The following is a 15,902-nucleotide window of genomic DNA, read 5'->3' as shown; positions in this document are numbered from 1 at the left end:
AGGTCCTGTTGCTGGCCTTACCAGGCCAGCGGCTTCTCTCCACCTCTCCAGAACAGCCAGCGCCGGACCTCACCATGCGGGCCTGTGCCGATCTGCCAATCGGGTCGGCCACGGTCGAGCGCGATCACCGAGATGAACCCCGCATGGCTTGCAGCGACGAGGGTTCTCCCATCCTCGCTGATGTCCATCGCGCTGATGGTCGAACCCAGATAGTGCTGCCAGCGTTCGCTACCGTCTTCCCCGAACGCCCTTAGATAACCATAGGCATCACCGACGATGTACTCGTCCTGGCGCGCCACGCCTGCATAGACCCGTGCGCCTTCCTGCACCACCGGCGTGCGGGGGTCCTGGCTGTAGTAATCCGTGTCCAGGCCTTCCAGGTCGCTCACCCTGACGGCCAGCGATGCGCCGCTGTAGAAGTGACAGGCATTGAGCAGCAACTGGTCCCCGGCGCGGTTGAACAGGGCGTAGTGCGGGTATTCGCTGGCCGGCCCGATACTGGCAACAGGCCGTAACCGATGGTCCAGCACCTGGTGTCGGTTGGCTTGCTCGCCCACCACGACCCGCTTGCCGTCTGGCGAAACAGCGCCGTGGGCCATGCTCAGGCCAAGGATGATGTCATCGGGGTCCGTGCCCTCTGCCAGCGCTTGCTCGACCTGCTCCTGGCGTGGCAGCAGCCGGCTCGCGCCCTGCTCGGATAGCACGAAAATGCCCTCGTCGCTGACCAGCAGCACCTGTTGCCCGTCGGGGAACGGTATCAAGGCAGTCGCAACGGGGGGCAGGTCGAAAGGCTCGAACGGATAGCCCTTGGGCAACCCCTCCAAACCGGTAGGCCAGGCCAGCCGCCGCACCTGTGGGCCGCCCCATCCATCGGTCACGCGCACACCCTCGGCATTGGCCAGGGCGAAGAAGCGCCGAGCCGGGCACCGGCCGAAATGTTCGACGCCGATGATGGGTGTCACGCTGTAACCATCGATACGCACCACCTGGCCTTTCTCGTGAGGCATGCCGATCCGTGCGAGCAGGCTGCCGTCGTCGAGCAGCAGTAACGTGGCGATACCCTGGCCGTGCGTATCGAGCAGGGGCAACAAGGTCGCATGGGCTGGCGGCCAGGCCTGGCGAAACGTCTGGCGCTGGTGCTCCTCGACAGCCGGCTGATTGACCGTGCGCAAGGCGGCGCGCCAGGCGTCCAGCAAGTGCTCGGTGGCAGGGTGCCGGGGTTCTTCGAGCTGGTCCCAGCCGTGCGCACGGCCTTGTGCGACATAGTCGTTGACGGCCTGGGCGTAGGTGATAACGGCCTGCTGCCATTGCTGCTGGGGATGCTGCTTGTCCATGAGTGGGTGGAACTCCTTGATGTGCGCCAGTATCCGAGATTGCGCATGGTACTCCTTCGGTACGGCGGTTGTGAGGCCCAAGCATGACGCGTACCATGCCTGCGTCCCCAATTTTAATAAGACACACGCTCATACCACTCCTTGCCGGGGCTGGACGTGCGTGGTCTTGCCTTGCCTGTGGAGAACCGGTTTCACGCCATGAACGGACCCCTACCTGACCATTTGCCACCCACTGTAGGCGGCGGCAGCTGGCTGAGCGTCATCGCCCTGGCGTTGGCCGCCTTCATCTTCAACACCACCGAGTTCGTCCCGGTGGCGCTGCTCAGCGACATTGGCCGCAGCTTCGACATGACCACTGCGCAAGTGGGGCTGATGCTGACCATCTACGCCTGGGTCGTGGCACTGGCATCACTGCCGATGATGCTGATGACCCGCAACATCGAGCGGCGGCGCCTGCTGCTGTTCGTGTTTCTGGTGTTCATCGTCAGCCACCTGCTGTCGTGGCTGTCGCAGAGTTTTGCGATGCTGCTGCTCAGCCGCATCGGCATAGCCCTGGCGCACGCCGTGTTCTGGGCGATCACTGCCTCGCTGGCGGTGCGCGTCGCCCCGCCTGGGCAACAGGCCAAGGCGCTGGGCCTGTTGGCCACCGGCACGACGCTGGCGATGGTGCTCGGCATCCCCCTGGGGCGCGTGGTGGGCGAGGCGCTGGGATGGCGCGTCACCTTCCTGAGCATCGCCGGCGTGGCGCTGGCGACCATGCTGTGCCTGATGAAATCGCTGCCGTTGTTGCCGAGCCAAAACTCGGGGTCGTTGCGCAGCTTGCCGATACTGTTCAAGCGGCCTGCGCTGGTCATCACCTACCTGCTGGTGACGCTGGTGATCACCGCGCAGTTCACCGCCTACAGCTATATCGAGCCGTTCGCCTTGCATGTCGCGCAGATCAGCGGTGAACGCACCACGTTGGTCCTGCTGTTGTTTGGCGGCGCTGGCGTGGTCGGCTCGTTCCTGTTCAGCCGCTACAGCGACCGTTTCCCCCAGGGTTTTCTGGTGGGTTCGATCGGCATGCTGGCAGTTTGCTTGCTGCTGCTCTTGCCCTTGTCCGGCAGCTTCAATGCATTTGCTGTGCTGAGCATGTGCTGGGGTGTGGCGATCTTGAGCTTCAGCCTGTCGTTGCAGTCACGCACCTTGAAGCTGGCTTCCGACGCCACGGATGTGGCCATGGCGTTGTTCTCCGGCATCTACAACATTGGCATCGGCGGGGGGGCGTTGCTGGGCAGTATCGTCAGCAGCTACCTGGGCGTGGCCAATATCGGCCTGGTCGGCGGCAGCGTGGCAGTGGTCGGCTTGTTGCTGGCAGTCGGCAGTACCCGCCGCTTTCGCGACGCGCTGGCGCATTGAGTGTGGCTTACAGGCCAGCAAGGCTGCTCAGCTCAGTACCGCAGCCCACGCTGAGAGCAAGAGCAGCCCGCCCAGGGCTCGGTTGAATAAGCGCATGCGGCGTGGCGTTTGCAGCCAGGCCGCACTGCCTGCGCCCAGCACCGCCCACAGCGTCATGCACGGCAGGGCGATCACCAGAAACAGCAGCGCCAGTTGCCACACCGCCAGGCCGGGCGCGGCAAACACGCCGATCACGGCCACGGCCATCAGCCACACTTTGGGGTTGATTACCTGCAACGTTGCCGCGTCCACTGCCGTAAACGCCCGCACCTGGGCTGCCGCGCCGGTGTCGCCGGCGCTACGCAGCAGTTGCCAAGCCAGCCAGCTCAACCACAACACCCCGCCCCACATCATCATATGCTGGACTTGCGGGTGACGCGTCAACCATTGGCCCAGCCCCATGCCTACCAGCAATACGGTGGCCGCAGCGGCCAGGCAAGCCGCCAGGATGGGTACCAGTGTGCTGCGCAGGCCGTGACGCGCACCTTGGGCGAGGATAAGCAGATTGGTCGGGCCCGGGCTGATGCTGGCAACCAGGGCAAATGCAATAAATGGCAGGAAAGAATGCGTCATGTGCAGGGGCTCCTTGAGATCAGCCACCATGCTCGCCATCTGCATCGGATCAGTCTGGAAGGATTGAGCAGCGTTTGCGGTAGTGTGCCGGCGTGAGTTGATAAGCCCGCCGAAACCAGCGGCCCAGGTGGCTCTGATCGGCAAAGCCCAAGGTGACGGCTACGTCTGCAGGGCTGGCTCCGCTGGCGAGCAAACGCCGGGCCCTGGCCAGACGCAGCTGGATCAGGTACGCATGGGGGGCAAGCCCGAATGCCGCCTTGAAGGCTCTGGTCAAGCGATAGCGGTCGATACCACAGGCTGTTGCCAGCTCCTGGAGGCCCACATCCCGTGCGAGGTTGTCATGCAGATAATCGCGGGCCCGTTGCGCCGTGAGCGGCAGGCGCGGGTCCGGGTCGACCCGCTTGCGCCAGTGCAGGTGGCGTGTGAGGCAGGCGAGCAGGGCGTCGGTGGCCGACTGCCTGACGATGAGTAGCTCGTTTGCATGCAGTGCATTGAAGGCAAAAGCGGTGGTTTGGGCGAGCTGCAGGTCCTGGGTCAGCGTGTCGGCGAAACTGGGCAAGGCATCACGGGGCGCGTGTTCGAACAGCAGGCGCAACTGCTGCTCCAGCCAGTCCGGCTCCAGGTAGAGCGTAGAGTAGGTAAAACCGTCTTCAGTAGGCGCAAGCCCATCGTGCAGGTCCCCAGGCTCAAGCATGAAGACCTGACCCGGCACGCTGCGGTGCCTGACCCGACGGCAATTGAATTGCTGGACCCCTTGCTCGGTCACACCGACCAGGTAGCTGTCGTGCCAATGGGGATCGTAGGCATGACCGACGAAATGCGCGCGGATCGACTCGATGCCGGTCTCGGCGTCCTGCTTGAGGTCGATCCAGTTACTCATGGGAGCTCGCTGTGTGCACGCTGATGCGGGGGCTGTATCACGAGCCTAATGCCCCCGGTTCCAGGTGTCTGGAAGATTTGTGCAACTGCCGAGCCTGGCTGCCGGCTGCAGTGCGTCGAACCGCTGGCGCAGCCACTGGTGCAGTTGCGTGACGGCGGGCGTGAGCTGCTTGCGGTGCGGACATACCAGCGTGACCGGCGTCGGCTCGCCCGGCCATTGAGGCAGGACGATTTCCAGTCTGCCACAGGCCAGGTCGTCGCTGACATCCAGCCACGACTTGTAGACGATTCCCTCGCCAAGTACCGCCAGGCGGCGAATCACATCGGCATCATCACTGACCAGTGGCCCTTGCACGTGCACCGTGCGTTGGCCGAGTTGCCACTTGTCGTACACCCGTCCGTGCTGCATGTACAACAAGCAGGCATGAGTGTGCAGTGCTTCGGGTGTCTGGGGTCGGCCGTGGCGGGCCAGGTACTCGGGCGAGGCGACCAGCACGCGCTGGTTCCAGTCGGCCAGGGGGAGGGCAATGTAGTTGGCGTCCTGATTCAGGCCGTAACGCACGGCGACGTCCACCGGATCACGGCTCAGGTCGGCAATCTGGTCGGACAGCATGAAGCGCAGGTGCAGGGCCGGGTGTTCCCGGCGAAATGCGCTGAGCCACGGCAGCAGCATGTTGCGGCCCAGGTCCGAGGGCGCGGAAACCTGCAAGGTGCCACGCAGGGCGGTGGCATTGCCGTGCAAATCGTCATGAGCGCGGCGCAGGCTTTCCAGCACGTTCACGGCGGTCGGCAGGTAGCGCTCGCCCTCGGCAGTCAGGCGCAGGCTGCGGGTGGTGCGAACGAACAGGCGCACGTCCAGGTCACGCTCCAGCCGCTTGATGGCCGCTGCCACCTGGCCGGGTAACAGGTTCGCTTCTAGGGCAGCTGCGGTGAAGCTGCCCAGTGCGCTACTGCGTACGAATAGTTCGAGGTCGGCAAGGCGCAGCATTGTCACTCCGTGGGTGAAAGTGTTGCTCGATTGTGCCGGTTTTTATTTGTGGCAGGAAAGATACCATGGGCACTTCTTTCCTCTCGACGATCGGAATTGCCCATGGATACCGTCTCGCTGGCCAAGCGCCGCTACACCACCAAAGCCTATGATGCATCGCGTCAAATTCCCCAAGCCACGGTCGATGCCTTACTTGAGCAATTGCGCTACAGCCCATCGTCGGTGAATTCCCAGCCCTGGCATTTCGTCGTCGCCCAGAGCGACACTGCCAAAGCCCGCCTGACCACAAGTACCGACACCGACTACGCCTACAACTCGCCCAAATTGCGCGATGCCTCCCATGTCATCGTTTTCTGCGCGCGTACCGACATGACCCAGGTGCACCTGGAGGCCGTGCTCGCCCAGGAAGCACTCGACGGGCGTTTTCGGGATGAGCAGGCCAAGGCGGCTCAGGACAAGAGCCGGCGCCACTACGCCGACCTGCACCGTTACGAGCGCAAGGACCTGCAGCATTGGATGGAAAAGCAAACCTATCTTGCCCTGGGTACCGCCTTGCTGGGCGCGGCTGCCTTGGGCCTGGACGCTACCCCCATCGAAGGTTTCGATAGCCAGCGCCTGGATGCCGAGCTGGGGTTGCGCGAACAAGGCTTCACCAGCGTAGTGCTGCTGAGCCTGGGCTATCGCAGTGAAACCGACTTCAATGCCGGGTTGAGCAAATCGCGGCTCCCGGCCTCCCAGGTATTCACCTTCCTGTAAAGGCATGCCCGGCTGGCGTGATTCACCACAGTGCAGCGCTGGCCGTCTTCAATGCCGAGGCCATTACCGCAATGGCCTTGTCTACCTCTGCCTCTGTGGTGAACCTGCCGATGCTCAGGCGAATGCTGTTACGGGCACGGCGCTCGTCCAGCCCCAGGGCCAGCAGGACGTGGGATGCCGCATTGTTCGCCGAATTGCAGGCCGAGGTGGTCGACAGCGCCAGTTGCGTGGCAAGCGCCGCGTTGTTGAACCCCGCCTGCTCGATACACAGGTTCAAGGTGTGCGGCACGCGCTGGGTTGCGCAGCCGTTGAGCGTAATGCCGGGCAGTGCCAATAGACCCTCGCGCAGGCGCGTGGCCAACTGTGCCAAGCGCTGGTACTCGCCGTCGCCCGGTTGACCCGCCAGGGCAAACGCGCTGCCCATGCCCGCGATCTGATGCGTCGCCAGGGTGCCGGAGCGCAAGCCTTGCTCGTGACCACCGCCATGCAGCTGCGCACGCATGCCGGCGCGGGCCCGGGGGCCGACGAACAGCGCACCGATGCCCTTGGGGCCATACACCTTGTGGGCTGAGAAGGACATCAGGTCAACGGGCAGGCCGGCCAGGTCGATGTCGAGCTTGCCAACCGCCTGGGCGGCATCCACGTGCAACAGGGCGCCGTGCGCCCGCACCCGCTCGCCGATGGCAGCGATGTCGGTCACCGTTCCCAGTTCATTGTTCACCGCCATCAGCGACACCAGGCGCGTGTCGGCGCGCAGCGCGTCCTGAACCATGGCGGGATGGATCAGGCCTGATCGGTCCGGTTGCAGTCGCGTCACTGTCCAGCCCTGGCGCTCCAGTTCGGCCGCTGTGTCCAGAACGGCCTTGTGCTCTAGCTGACTGGTAAGCAGATGCCCAGGCTGGCCCAGTCCCTGTGCGATCCCTTTGAGCGCCAGGTTGTTGGACTCGGTCGCCCCGGATGTCCATACCAGCGACGCCGGCGACGCCCCCACGCGTTCGGCCACCTGCTCACGGGCCAGTTCGACTGCATCACGCGCTGCCTTGCCGTAGACATGCCCGCTCGAGGCCGGGTTACCGAAATGGGCATGCCGACCCAGGCACGCAAGCATGGTCTCGATCACTCGATCGTCGACCGGGGTGGTGGCAGCGTAATCGAAGTAGAGCGGGGCGTCAGTCATGAGCAGGTCCATTGGCAAGAGAGCGAGGGTGCCTGAACAAGATTAACTGCGCCGCGAAGAGACTTTTGCTCTAAATCAGAGCTTTTTAAGACCATTTTGCAAAAGCATTCTCCCGCTCAGGCATAACGGAAAAAATGTTCCCATCCTTCACGACCTTCAGACGGTTTACCTCACGCACCGCTCAGAGACCGTTCCTCTTCGCTGACTACTCGCTCGCACAACTCTGTGATCTGCTCGCGCATCCAGCGGTTGGCGGGGTCCTGATCAGTGCTTTCATGCCAGTACAGGTGCGTTTCCAACGCAGGCACCTCCACAGGCAGCGGCTTGTAGCACAGCTGATGACGGCGGGCGAAACGCTCTGGCACGGTCATCACCATGTCGGTTTGCTGCAAGACTTGCGAGGCCATCAGGTAATGCTGTGAGCGCAGGGCAACCTTGCGCTGTACGCCCATCTTGCCCAGCGCAAGGTCCACGTAACCCAGCCCGTTGCGGCGGCTGGAAATGTGGATGTGGGTCATGCCAAGGTACGCGTCCAGGCTCAATGCCTTGTCGGCCTGCGGGTGGCCTTGGCGCAGGGCGCAGACGTAGCGGTCCTGCATCAACTTGATGTGCCGCACTTGAGGGTCGGTGTTGAGAGGGGCATCGATGGCGAAGTCCAGTCGTCCCGCGGCGAGCTCCTTGGTCGTTTCTCGACGCTTGCACAGGAAACTCTCGATCAGCACCCCAGGTGCCAGGCGACGCAGACGCTGGAACAGCGGCGGCAGGATCACGGCCTCGGTCAGGTCGGTCATGCTGATGCGAAAGGTCTTGCTCGCTTGCAGGGGATTGAACGTTCGGCTTTCCTGCACTGAGGTGCGCAGCAACGCCAGGGCGCTGCGGACCGAGCCGATGATGTTTTGCGCCATGGGTGTCGGCACCATGCCCTGGGCGGTGCGCACGAACAGCGGATCGTTGAAGGTCTCCCGCAGCCTGGACAATGCATTGGACACGGCAGGCTGGGTGATGCCGACGATCTGCCCGGCACGGGTGAGATTAGCTTCGGTGTAGATCGCATCGAAGACGATGAACAGGTTGAGATCGACCTTGCTGAGGTTCATGAGCGCCGCTCGTTCTTGGAATTATCGGCTGATCATATATCGGTTATGAATGTTAATACACGCCGAAAATAGACTAGGTGGATGACCCATGCCTGCCCTAGGCTTGCTTCATGTCATTAGACCCGAAGGAACCTGCCAATGGATTTCGCCTATTCGCCCAAGGTGCAAGCGCTGCGCGAGCGCGTGACTGCATTCATGGATACCTACGTCTATCCTGCCGAGTCCGTATTCGACCGCCAGGTGGCCGAAGGCGATCGTTGGCAGCCTACCGCCATCATGGAGTCGTTGAAGACCAAAGCGCGCGAGGAGGGCTTGTGGAACCTTTTTCTGCCTGAATCCGAATACGGTGCAGGGCTGACCAACCTGGAGTACGCCCCACTGGCAGAGATCATGGGCCGTTCATTGCTGGGCCCGGAGCCGTTCAACTGCTCGGCACCGGACACGGGAAACATGGAAGTGCTGGTGCGCTACGGCACGGCCGCGCAGAAGCAGCAGTGGCTGGAGCCTTTGCTGCGGGGCGAGATCCGCTCGGCATTCGCCATGACCGAGCCCGATGTGGCGTCCTCAGATGCCACCAATATGGCGGCCACAGCAGTGCGCGAAGGGGACCAATGGGTCATCAATGGCCGCAAGTGGTGGACCTCCGGCGCCTGTGACCCACGGTGCAAGGTGCTGATCTTCATGGGCCTGTCCAACCCGAACGGCCCGCGGCATCAACAACATTCGATGGTTCTGGTGCCGATGGATACCCCCGGTGTGAGGGTGCTCAGGCCTTTGCCGGTGTTTGGCTACGACGACGCCCCCCATGGCCATGCCGAGGTGGTGTTCGAAAATGTGCGGGTGCCATTGGAGAACGTGCTGCTTGGAGAAGGCAGGGGGTTCGAGATCGCCCAGGGCCGACTGGGGCCTGGGCGCATTCACCATTGCATGCGATCCATTGGCATGGCCGAACGGGCCCTTGAACTGATGTGCAAGCGCGCGGTTGGCCGGACTGCGTTCGGTCAGCCACTGGCGCGCCTGGGCGGCAATGTCGACAAGATTGCCGATTCGCGCATGGACATCGACATGGCACGACTGCTCACGCTCAAAGCGGCCTACATGATGGACACGGTGGGCAACAAGGTGGCCCGCAGCGAAATCGCCCAGATCAAGGTGGTAGCACCGAACGTGGCGCTGCGCGTGATCGATCGGGCGATCCAGTTGCACGGTGGCGCGGGGGTCAGCGCTGACTTTCCGTTGGCCTACATGTACGCCATGCAGCGCACGCTGCGCCTGGCCGACGGGCCCGATGAAGTACACCGGGCTGCGATCGGCAAGTACGAGATCGGCAAGCACCTGCCTGCGTCGGGTTCAGCGGCCCAACGCTGATTGCTGTGGTCACCCCGCCAGGCTCAGCGGGCCGAACGGCTGTTGGTATCGGCAGGCGTAGTGGTGGCAGGTTTGTGCAGATGCGCGCCCGTAGGGTCATCCAACTGAATGACGACGCCTTTCTGCCAACTGTCGGCGCCGGTGTCAGGCGTCGGAATGTCGATGTCAGCGCGCTGCTTGCGCGTCTGGGTGGTATCGATGCCCAGGCGACGATTGCGCTGCTCGACCATTGCAGGGTCTGCCTGACCGTCTGCCGTAAAGCCCATCATCAGTTGGGGCACGCCCATCGGCAGGGACTTGTCCTGGTCGGTATGCCAGGTATGCCACGTCTTGCCGTAGGTGGTGGCCAGGCGTTTCATCAAGGCATGCTCGGCAGGCGCAGGTATACCGGGCGCCACCAACTGGCCGGAGGACACTTCGTAACCGTGGCTGTGCCACAGGGCTTTTTCCTTGTCGGGTAAACGGGCGAACAACTTCTGATCGATGATGTACTCCACGCCCATGATCTTGGCCGTGGCCGTGCTGCCATCGTAGATCACGCACTGAATGACGTCTTCGTTGAGGATCGCACAGTAATGATGCGCTTCCATTTGAATATCCGGATGGCCGTTATAGAAGTGAAAGCCGTCCAGGTAGGCATTGAGTGCCTCAATGGGTGGTTTGGACTGTAACAGCGCCGCGCCTTTTTCAAGCCATTGCGTCCCGGGTTTTATTGGGGCGCCGGGTGTGTGTACGGGCGATGCGGTTTTGGCACCTGAGCAACCGGCGAGCAGGGCGCTGGCGATACACAAGCCAAGAAGGCTGGGGAACGGGTTGGGCATGATTCAGTCTCCGCTGGGTGTGCGCAACAGACCGCTTGCAGGGCACTAACATTTTCTTTGACGGACAGACGGTAATGCGGTCTAGTTAGTCAAGCGGGTTGAACCAAGCGTATGTTCGACTGCACTAACAAGTTACTGAAGTTTTATTGCCCGTCGTACTGAAAAGGAAACGTCCCCATGTCTCGTCTTGCAGAGTTTCGACAACTGGAACAGAAATTGGCTGCCCAACTTGCAGAGCTGGAAGCCATGAAAGGTAGCCCTGAGCTGCAGAAAGAAATCGAGTTTGAAACCAAACTGCGAAATCTGCTGGCCAAGTACGAATACAGTTTGCGCGACATCGTCAACCTGCTCGATCCGAAAAACGGTCAACGTCCCGCTACGCCTGCTGCGTCCCAGAAAGCGCCGCGTCGTGCTCGGCAAGTCAAGCAGTACAAGAACCCTCACACCGGTGAAGTCATCGAGACCAAAGGTGGCAATCACACCAAGCTCAAGGCATGGAAGGCCGAACACGGCGCAGATGAAGTGGAAAACTGGCTGGCCAAGTAATGCCTGCCCAGCGTTACCCCACGACCCCGGACGGCCGCTATTTCGTTGTCCGGGGGCGGTTGTGGCGCTGTACCGACCCCTCCCTGTCCGAGGCTGAGCGTCAGCACTGGGTGCATGCCCTGATGGACGCCCGCAGAGCTGTAAAGGACGCAAAAGCCGACAACGATCCCGACCAGTTAACCCGCGCCCGTGCCCAGGTTCAGACGGCAAAGGTGGCGCTGGGTGAGCGGGGCCCTGTCTGGTGGGCCGACGGGAGCCCGGACTTCAACCGGCGCATGGCGGTCAATACTCCTTATGCCCAGTGGTTCCAGTCGCTTGATCCGACTCAGTAATCGCAGCCTTGCCCTGACCACGGGTTTTTATCAGCGACACCAGCACACCGCCCAGCAGCAGTCCGAACGTGACACCCAACGACAAGAGGGCGGGCACCTTGCCAATCAAGCCGTGGTAGAAGATCTTGCAACCGATGAAGATCAGCACGAGCGCCAACGCATATTTCAGGTACACGAAACGGTGCATCAGTGCCGACAGGGCAAAGTAAAGCGAACGCAGGCCCAAGATGGCAAAGATATTGGATGTGTAGACGATGAAAGGGTCCTGAGTAATGGCGAATATTGCCGGAACACTGTCCACGGCAAAGACGAGGTCGGCCAGTTCAATCAAAACCAGCGCAAGGAACAGCGGCGTAGCGTGGCGCACAGCATGGCTGCCCCCGCTGGGCGTGATGTGCACGAAAAACTTCGAGCCGTGGATCTGATCGGTCACGCGCATGTGCCGCCGTACAAACTTCAGAATCGGATTGTTGGCCAGGTCCGGTTGGCTGCCTTCCTTGGACAGCGCCATCTTCACACCGGTAAAAAGCAGGAAAGCGCCGAAGATATAAAGTACCCAGGCAAAGTTCTGCACCAGGGCCGCACCTACGCCGATCATGATGGCGCGTAACACCACCACACCGAGAATGCCCCAGAACAACACGCGGTGTTGGTACCGCCTGGGAACGGCGAAGTAGCTGAAGATCATCGCCATGACGAAGACATTGTCCATCGACAACGACTGCTCGACAAGAAACCCCGTGTAGAACTCCAGCGCCGGCTGCGCGCCCAGGTAGTACCAAACCCCAACGCCGAACAGCACGCCAACGCCAAAATAGCCCGAATACAGCAGCAGGCTTTCGCGCATTTCGATTTCACGGTCATGGCGATGCAGCACGCCCAGGTCGAGCACCAGCAAGCCGACGACGATGGCGACGAAGATCAGCCATAGCCAAGCGCTGGTGCCAAGAAAAGGTGTGGTGAGAAAGGTGTGCAGAGCTGTCATGAGCCCCTCCTGGTCGGTCGACGTTGCGTGGCAACAGTGATCCGACATGGCGGCTGGCAACCGTCAGAGGGGCCCGGTATCACTTAAGCTTGAGCGTAGATCCATTTGTGGGGCACGCCGAATGGGCAGCTGTTACATTTTTTTGCAAAGGGCTTTCGATGCGCTGACGGCTCAGGTCTTGGTGCAGTACTGCAAGCCTCAATAGACCCAGACCTCGACGCGACGGTTGCGCAATCGGCCTTGCTCCAGCTCGTTACCGGCCACCGGCATCTGGTCACCTAACCCCGCCACCTCCAGCACCTCGATACCCCCGCGCGCCAGCGCCTGGCGTACCGCCTCGCCGCGCAGGCGCGAGAGCAGGGCCGCGCGTCCCGGTGTGTCCTTGGGGTCGCCGAAGCCGACCAGCACAGCCTTGCGCTGCTGCTTGCTGGCCTGGTTCAGGTAATCGATGATCCGCTGCACATCCTGGATGGCCTTGCTGTCCAGGGCGGCACTGCCCGGTTGAAAGCGCAAATTCACGCTCAGCCGCTGGGCGTGCTCTACGAGGTCGCGATACCGGGCGGGCATGTCCGGAACAGGCACCACCCGCTGGGCCACGACCTGTTGTGACACAAAGCCTTGTTCGGCCACGATGGCCTGCCCAGCAGGGCTCTGGATGAAGTCGATCAATGCGGTGGCTTGAGGGCTTGAGGGAGTGGGCAGATACAGGAACAGGCGACGTGACAGGGGGTAGTTCTCGCTGGCCACCAAGGCGCGTTCGGGCAGCTGCGCCGCAGCGGTGCCTTCGGCCACTGCCAGCACCTTCGTCCCGTGTGTGGTCGAAAGGCCGGAGAATCCGATCGCCTGGCGATCACCCGCTACCTGGGCGGCCAGACGATCGCCGGCTTCGAAACGCGTGGCTGTCGGCGCCAGGCTGACCTGCCCAGGCGCCAGCACCCGTGCTTTGAACGTTTCGAACGTCCCGGAGCGTTCGTCCCTGGCGTACAGGTGGATGTCGCCACCGGCCACTCCCAGTTGCTCCCAGCGCTGTATCTGCCCGCTGAAAACCTGCGCAATTTGATCCAGGGACAACTCATGCAACGGGTTGGCAGGATTGACGAGGATGGCGACACCGTCCAATCCGATCACATGTTCGGCGGCAGGGGCCCGCAGGTCACCAAATGCCTGCAATTGCCGCGCTTCGCTGTCATTGATCGGACGTGAGGCGGCGACCAGGTCGGCCTCGTTACGAGCCAAGGCAGAAAAGCCCGTGTTCGTACCATGTGCCGCGATGTCGACCCGAACGGCTACGCCGTCGGCGCGGGTCGCCGTGATCACTGACTCATTGTCAGACTGACCGCGGTGAACCTGCACCTGGGTGGCGAGCTCAGCACGCAGTTGCGCCAGTACCAATGCCGGTAACAGGGCGCTGCCAAGCGTGTTGGAGCCCTGGATGCGCAGAGGCACGGACTCGGCCCAGGCCATCACCGGTAGCATGGTCAACAGGAGGGCGAACAGGCGGGCCATGCCGATTGGACCTTTACGGTGGGAATGGCCTGAGCGTAAGACAGTGGCGTGATAGTGTGATGACAAGGCGGCCGTGCGCAGGCATTAGCGCACGGCCTGATACGTGGCGTCAGCTCCTCGGCTCAGTGAGCGCCGGCCGATTTGCTCAGGTCACTTTCTGCCCATTGGGTATAGATACACGCATCGGCCACGGCCCAGCGTACCTTGACGGTGTCGCCTGGCTGCATCGGCATGCCTGCCGCCGAAAGCGCCTTGACCGTCAACGATGTACCGCCTGCTGTGACCACATGACAGGTTTGGCTTTCACCCAGGAACAACACCTCGCCGACCGTGGCGCTGACTTCATTCCAGCCCGCAGGCAGAGGTTGCTCGGCAGCTTGCTGAGCAGTCAGGGCCAGGGCCTTCTCGGGTCGCACCATGATTAGGGCATCCTGGTCCTGGCTCAGGCCTGGGGTCAGGCGGATGGCCACGCTCTGGCCTTCGAAGCTACCGGCGCCGTTGCCATTGGCCTTGATCCGCAGGAAGTTGGAGTTGCCCAGGAACGAGGCGACAAACGCGTTGGGCGGGTTCTGATACAAGTCGTAGCCACTGCCAAGGCCCACGATTTTGCCATGGCTGAAGATCGCGATGCGCTGGGACAGGCGCATAGCCTCTTCCTGGTCATGGGTGACGTAGACGATGGTAATGCCAAGACGCCGGTGCAGTTGGCGTAATTCGTCCTGCAGGTCTTCACGCAGCTTCTTGTCCAGGGCACCCAGCGGCTCGTCCATCAGCAGGATGCGCGGCTCGTAGACCAGCGCCCTGGCGATGGCCACGCGTTGCTGTTGCCCGCCAGACATCTGCGAGGGCTTGCGGTGCGCGAAGGGCTCCAGTTGCACCAGCTTGAGCATGGCATCGACACGCTTGCGTGTTTCAGCCGCACCCAGCTTGCGAATGGCCAGGGGGAAGCCGATGTTGTCGCGCACGTTCAGGTGCGGAAACAGAGAATAGCGCTGGAACACCATGCCGATGTCGCGCTTGTGCGGCGGCACGTTGACCAGCGATTGGCCCTCCACGAGTATCTGGCCGCTGCTGGGCGTCTCGAAGCCAGCCAGCATCGAAAGGGTGGTGGACTTGCCGGAGCCGCTGGAACCCAGGAAGGTCAGAAATTCGCCTTCCTGAATGTCCAGGTCCAGGTTGTCCACGGCGGTGAAGTCGCCGTAATGCTTGTTCAGGCCGCGCAGGCTGACCAGGGCCTTGCCACGCGCGTTGTCTTGGATCACTGCACTCATGGGTTAATCTCCGCGCGCTCAGGCGTTGGTTTCGGCACGCCGGCGCAGGGCGGCGGCAAGGAACATCACAAGCAGCGACAGACCGATCAGCAAGGTCGATGCCACGGCGATTACCGGGCTGAGGTCCTGGCGCAGGGTGGTCCACATCTTTACCGGCAGTGTCTGCAGGTCGGGGCTGGCCATCATCACGCTCAGCACCACTTCGTCCCAGGACACCAGAAACGCGAACAACCCGCCGGCGATCATCCCAGGCCGGATGGCCGGGAAAGTCACCTTGAAGATGGCCTGCAGGCGCGAGGCGCCGCAGATGACGGCGGCGTCTTCGATTGACTGGTCGAACAGCTTCAGGGAATTGATGATGGAGATGATGGTGAAGGGCAGGGCGACGATCACGTGGCTCACCACGAAGGCGAACAAAGTCCCGGTGTAGCCCAGCTTGAGGAACAAGGCGTATACCGCCACGGCGATGATCACCAGGGGCACGATCATGGGCATGGTGAACAAACCGTACAGCAGTTCGCGCCCCGGGAAGCGCCCCCGTACCAGGGCAAAGGCCGTGGGCAGGCCCAGCAGCACTGCCGCAACGGTGGTGAGCACGGCGACCTTTAGGCTGGCCAGGGCCGCGTCCATCCACTCAGGGTTGGAGAAAAACTGCCCGTACCATTTGAACGTCCAGCCCGGCGGCGGAAACACCAGCCATTGGGATGAGCCGAACGACAGCAGCACGATGAAGACCACCGGCAGCAGCAGGAAGGCAGCAATCACGCCGGTGGTCAAGTACAGGCCGGTGCGAAGCGGCCGGCCCATGGCGTTGGGAGACAAGAGCATGTGG

General features: G+C 62.3%; 16 protein-coding genes. 5 read left to right on the top strand and 11 right to left on the bottom strand.

The features are described 5' to 3' along the window. Window positions 1-17: 17 nt before the first annotated feature. Window positions 18-1,334 carry a hypothetical protein gene (locus CRP40_RS09620; protein ID WP_027914671.1) on the bottom strand — a complete coding sequence of 439 codons (1,317 nt, stop codon included), beginning with the start codon at window positions 1,332-1,334 and terminating at the stop codon, window positions 18-20. Window positions 1,335-1,532: 198 nt separating this feature from the next. On the opposite strand from CRP40_RS09620, the gene CRP40_RS09615 reads away from it, so the two are divergent. Next, window positions 1,533-2,732, top strand: coding sequence for a sugar transporter (locus CRP40_RS09615; RefSeq protein ID WP_027914672.1), 1,200 nt, complete (start codon window positions 1,533-1,535; stop codon window positions 2,730-2,732). A gap of 27 nt (window positions 2,733-2,759) precedes the next feature. Here the strand turns inward: CRP40_RS09615 and CRP40_RS09610 are convergent, their stop codons facing one another. From CRP40_RS09610 to CRP40_RS09600, 3 genes are read right to left on the bottom strand one after another with little or no spacing between them, the layout of a single operon-like run. Further along, window positions 2,760-3,344 carry a LysE family translocator gene (locus CRP40_RS09610; protein ID WP_027914673.1) on the bottom strand — a complete coding sequence of 195 codons (585 nt, stop codon included), beginning with the start codon at window positions 3,342-3,344 and terminating at the stop codon, window positions 2,760-2,762. Between the two features lie 49 nt (window positions 3,345-3,393). Continuing rightward, window positions 3,394-4,224: an AraC family transcriptional regulator gene (locus CRP40_RS09605; protein WP_027914674.1), complete on the bottom strand. Its 831-nt coding sequence runs from the start codon at window positions 4,222-4,224 to the stop codon at window positions 3,394-3,396. Between the two features lie 45 nt (window positions 4,225-4,269). Further along, window positions 4,270-5,211 carry a LysR family transcriptional regulator gene (locus CRP40_RS09600; protein ID WP_027914675.1) on the bottom strand — a complete coding sequence of 314 codons (942 nt, stop codon included), beginning with the start codon at window positions 5,209-5,211 and terminating at the stop codon, window positions 4,270-4,272. Between the two features lie 102 nt (window positions 5,212-5,313). Here CRP40_RS09600 and CRP40_RS09595 point away from each other — a divergent pair, with 102 nt between their 5' ends. Then, window positions 5,314-5,967 carry an oxygen-insensitive NAD(P)H-dependent nitroreductase NfsB gene (locus tag CRP40_RS09595; protein WP_027914676.1) on the top strand — a complete coding sequence of 218 codons (654 nt, stop codon included), beginning with the start codon at window positions 5,314-5,316 and terminating at the stop codon, window positions 5,965-5,967. A gap of 22 nt (window positions 5,968-5,989) precedes the next feature. Here the strand turns inward: CRP40_RS09595 and CRP40_RS09590 are convergent, their stop codons facing one another. Together CRP40_RS09590 and CRP40_RS09585 are read right to left on the bottom strand one after the other, a co-directional pair. Further along, window positions 5,990-7,144 carry an aminotransferase class V-fold PLP-dependent enzyme gene (locus CRP40_RS09590; RefSeq protein ID WP_027914677.1) on the bottom strand — a complete coding sequence of 385 codons (1,155 nt, stop codon included), beginning with the start codon at window positions 7,142-7,144 and terminating at the stop codon, window positions 5,990-5,992. A 170-nt stretch (window positions 7,145-7,314) separates the two neighbouring features. Next, a complete protein-coding gene (locus tag CRP40_RS09585) occupies window positions 7,315-8,241 on the bottom strand; it encodes a LysR family transcriptional regulator (RefSeq protein ID WP_027914678.1) in 927 nt (308 codons plus the stop codon). A gap of 138 nt (window positions 8,242-8,379) precedes the next feature. Between CRP40_RS09585 and CRP40_RS09580 the strand changes: the two genes are divergently transcribed. Next, on the top strand, window positions 8,380-9,609 hold the full coding sequence (locus tag CRP40_RS09580) for an acyl-CoA dehydrogenase (protein ID WP_027914679.1): 1,230 nt from the start codon (window positions 8,380-8,382) through the stop codon (window positions 9,607-9,609). A gap of 23 nt (window positions 9,610-9,632) precedes the next feature. Here the strand turns inward: CRP40_RS09580 and CRP40_RS09575 are convergent, their stop codons facing one another. Then, on the bottom strand, window positions 9,633-10,430 hold the full coding sequence (locus CRP40_RS09575; protein ID WP_033695034.1) for an OBAP family protein: 798 nt from the start codon (window positions 10,428-10,430) through the stop codon (window positions 9,633-9,635). Between the two features lie 177 nt (window positions 10,431-10,607). On the opposite strand from CRP40_RS09575, the gene CRP40_RS09570 reads away from it, so the two are divergent. Together CRP40_RS09570 and CRP40_RS09565 are read left to right on the top strand one after the other, a co-directional pair. Beyond that, window positions 10,608-10,976 carry a histone-like nucleoid-structuring protein, MvaT/MvaU family gene (locus tag CRP40_RS09570; RefSeq protein ID WP_027914681.1) on the top strand — a complete coding sequence of 123 codons (369 nt, stop codon included), beginning with the start codon at window positions 10,608-10,610 and terminating at the stop codon, window positions 10,974-10,976. Continuing rightward, window positions 10,976-11,308, top strand: coding sequence for a hypothetical protein (locus tag CRP40_RS09565; protein WP_080992879.1), 333 nt, complete (start codon window positions 10,976-10,978; stop codon window positions 11,306-11,308). Before CRP40_RS09570 ends, CRP40_RS09565 begins: the two co-directional genes overlap by 1 nt. On the opposite strand, the gene CRP40_RS09560 is transcribed toward CRP40_RS09565, so the two are convergent. From CRP40_RS09560 to CRP40_RS09545, 4 genes are all read right to left on the bottom strand, one after another. Beyond that, window positions 11,259-12,293 carry a TerC family protein gene (locus CRP40_RS09560; protein WP_027914682.1) on the bottom strand — a complete coding sequence of 345 codons (1,035 nt, stop codon included), beginning with the start codon at window positions 12,291-12,293 and terminating at the stop codon, window positions 11,259-11,261. The genes CRP40_RS09565 and CRP40_RS09560 overlap by 50 nt on opposite strands. A 198-nt stretch (window positions 12,294-12,491) precedes the next feature. Then, entirely contained in the window at window positions 12,492-13,799 is a 1,308-nt protein-coding gene (locus tag CRP40_RS09555) for a phosphate ABC transporter substrate-binding/OmpA family protein (RefSeq protein ID WP_027914683.1), read from the bottom strand. Window positions 13,800-13,921: 122 nt separating this feature from the next. Continuing rightward, window positions 13,922-15,070 carry an ABC transporter ATP-binding protein gene (locus tag CRP40_RS09550; RefSeq protein ID WP_027914684.1) on the bottom strand — a complete coding sequence of 383 codons (1,149 nt, stop codon included), beginning with the start codon at window positions 15,068-15,070 and terminating at the stop codon, window positions 13,922-13,924. An 18-nt stretch (window positions 15,071-15,088) separates the two neighbouring features. Beyond that, window positions 15,089-15,898 (bottom strand): ABC transporter permease, encoded by an 810-nt coding sequence (locus CRP40_RS09545; RefSeq protein WP_023536057.1) that lies wholly within the window; start codon window positions 15,896-15,898, stop codon window positions 15,089-15,091. Window positions 15,899-15,902 lie beyond the last annotated feature (4 nt).

Origin of the sequence: Pseudomonas sp. URMO17WK12:I9, assembly GCF_900230165.1 — a bacterium.
GTDB classification, from domain to species: domain Bacteria; phylum Pseudomonadota; class Gammaproteobacteria; order Pseudomonadales; family Pseudomonadaceae; genus Aquipseudomonas; species Aquipseudomonas fulva.
This window is presented reverse-complemented; position numbering and strand designations above follow the sequence as displayed.

What these genes read in the sequence shown, in the direction of transcription:
- CRP40_RS09620 (WP_027914671.1), bottom strand. Translation starts at nt 1,334, where the DNA reads ATGGACAAGCAGCATCCCCAGCAGCAATGGCAGCAGGCCGTTATCACC.
- CRP40_RS09615 (WP_027914672.1), top strand. Translation starts at nt 1,533, where the DNA reads ATGAACGGACCCCTACCTGACCATTTGCCACCCACTGTAGGCGGCGGC.
- CRP40_RS09610 (WP_027914673.1), bottom strand. Translation starts at nt 3,344, where the DNA reads ATGACGCATTCTTTCCTGCCATTTATTGCATTTGCCCTGGTTGCCAGC.
- CRP40_RS09605 (WP_027914674.1), bottom strand. Translation starts at nt 4,224, where the DNA reads ATGAGTAACTGGATCGACCTCAAGCAGGACGCCGAGACCGGCATCGAG.
- CRP40_RS09600 (WP_027914675.1), bottom strand. Translation starts at nt 5,211, where the DNA reads ATGCTGCGCCTTGCCGACCTCGAACTATTCGTACGCAGTAGCGCACTG.
- CRP40_RS09595 (WP_027914676.1), top strand. Translation starts at nt 5,314, where the DNA reads ATGGATACCGTCTCGCTGGCCAAGCGCCGCTACACCACCAAAGCCTAT.
- CRP40_RS09590 (WP_027914677.1), bottom strand. Translation starts at nt 7,144, where the DNA reads ATGACTGACGCCCCGCTCTACTTCGATTACGCTGCCACCACCCCGGTC.
- CRP40_RS09585 (WP_027914678.1), bottom strand. Translation starts at nt 8,241, where the DNA reads ATGAACCTCAGCAAGGTCGATCTCAACCTGTTCATCGTCTTCGATGCG.
- CRP40_RS09580 (WP_027914679.1), top strand. Translation starts at nt 8,380, where the DNA reads ATGGATTTCGCCTATTCGCCCAAGGTGCAAGCGCTGCGCGAGCGCGTG.
- CRP40_RS09575 (WP_033695034.1), bottom strand. Translation starts at nt 10,430, where the DNA reads ATGCCCAACCCGTTCCCCAGCCTTCTTGGCTTGTGTATCGCCAGCGCC.
- CRP40_RS09570 (WP_027914681.1), top strand. Translation starts at nt 10,608, where the DNA reads ATGTCTCGTCTTGCAGAGTTTCGACAACTGGAACAGAAATTGGCTGCC.
- CRP40_RS09565 (WP_080992879.1), top strand. Translation starts at nt 10,976, where the DNA reads ATGCCTGCCCAGCGTTACCCCACGACCCCGGACGGCCGCTATTTCGTT.
- CRP40_RS09560 (WP_027914682.1), bottom strand. Translation starts at nt 12,293, where the DNA reads ATGACAGCTCTGCACACCTTTCTCACCACACCTTTTCTTGGCACCAGC.
- CRP40_RS09555 (WP_027914683.1), bottom strand. Translation starts at nt 13,799, where the DNA reads ATGGCCCGCCTGTTCGCCCTCCTGTTGACCATGCTACCGGTGATGGCC.
- CRP40_RS09550 (WP_027914684.1), bottom strand. Translation starts at nt 15,070, where the DNA reads ATGAGTGCAGTGATCCAAGACAACGCGCGTGGCAAGGCCCTGGTCAGC.
- CRP40_RS09545 (WP_023536057.1), bottom strand. Translation starts at nt 15,898, where the DNA reads ATGCTCTTGTCTCCCAACGCCATGGGCCGGCCGCTTCGCACCGGCCTG.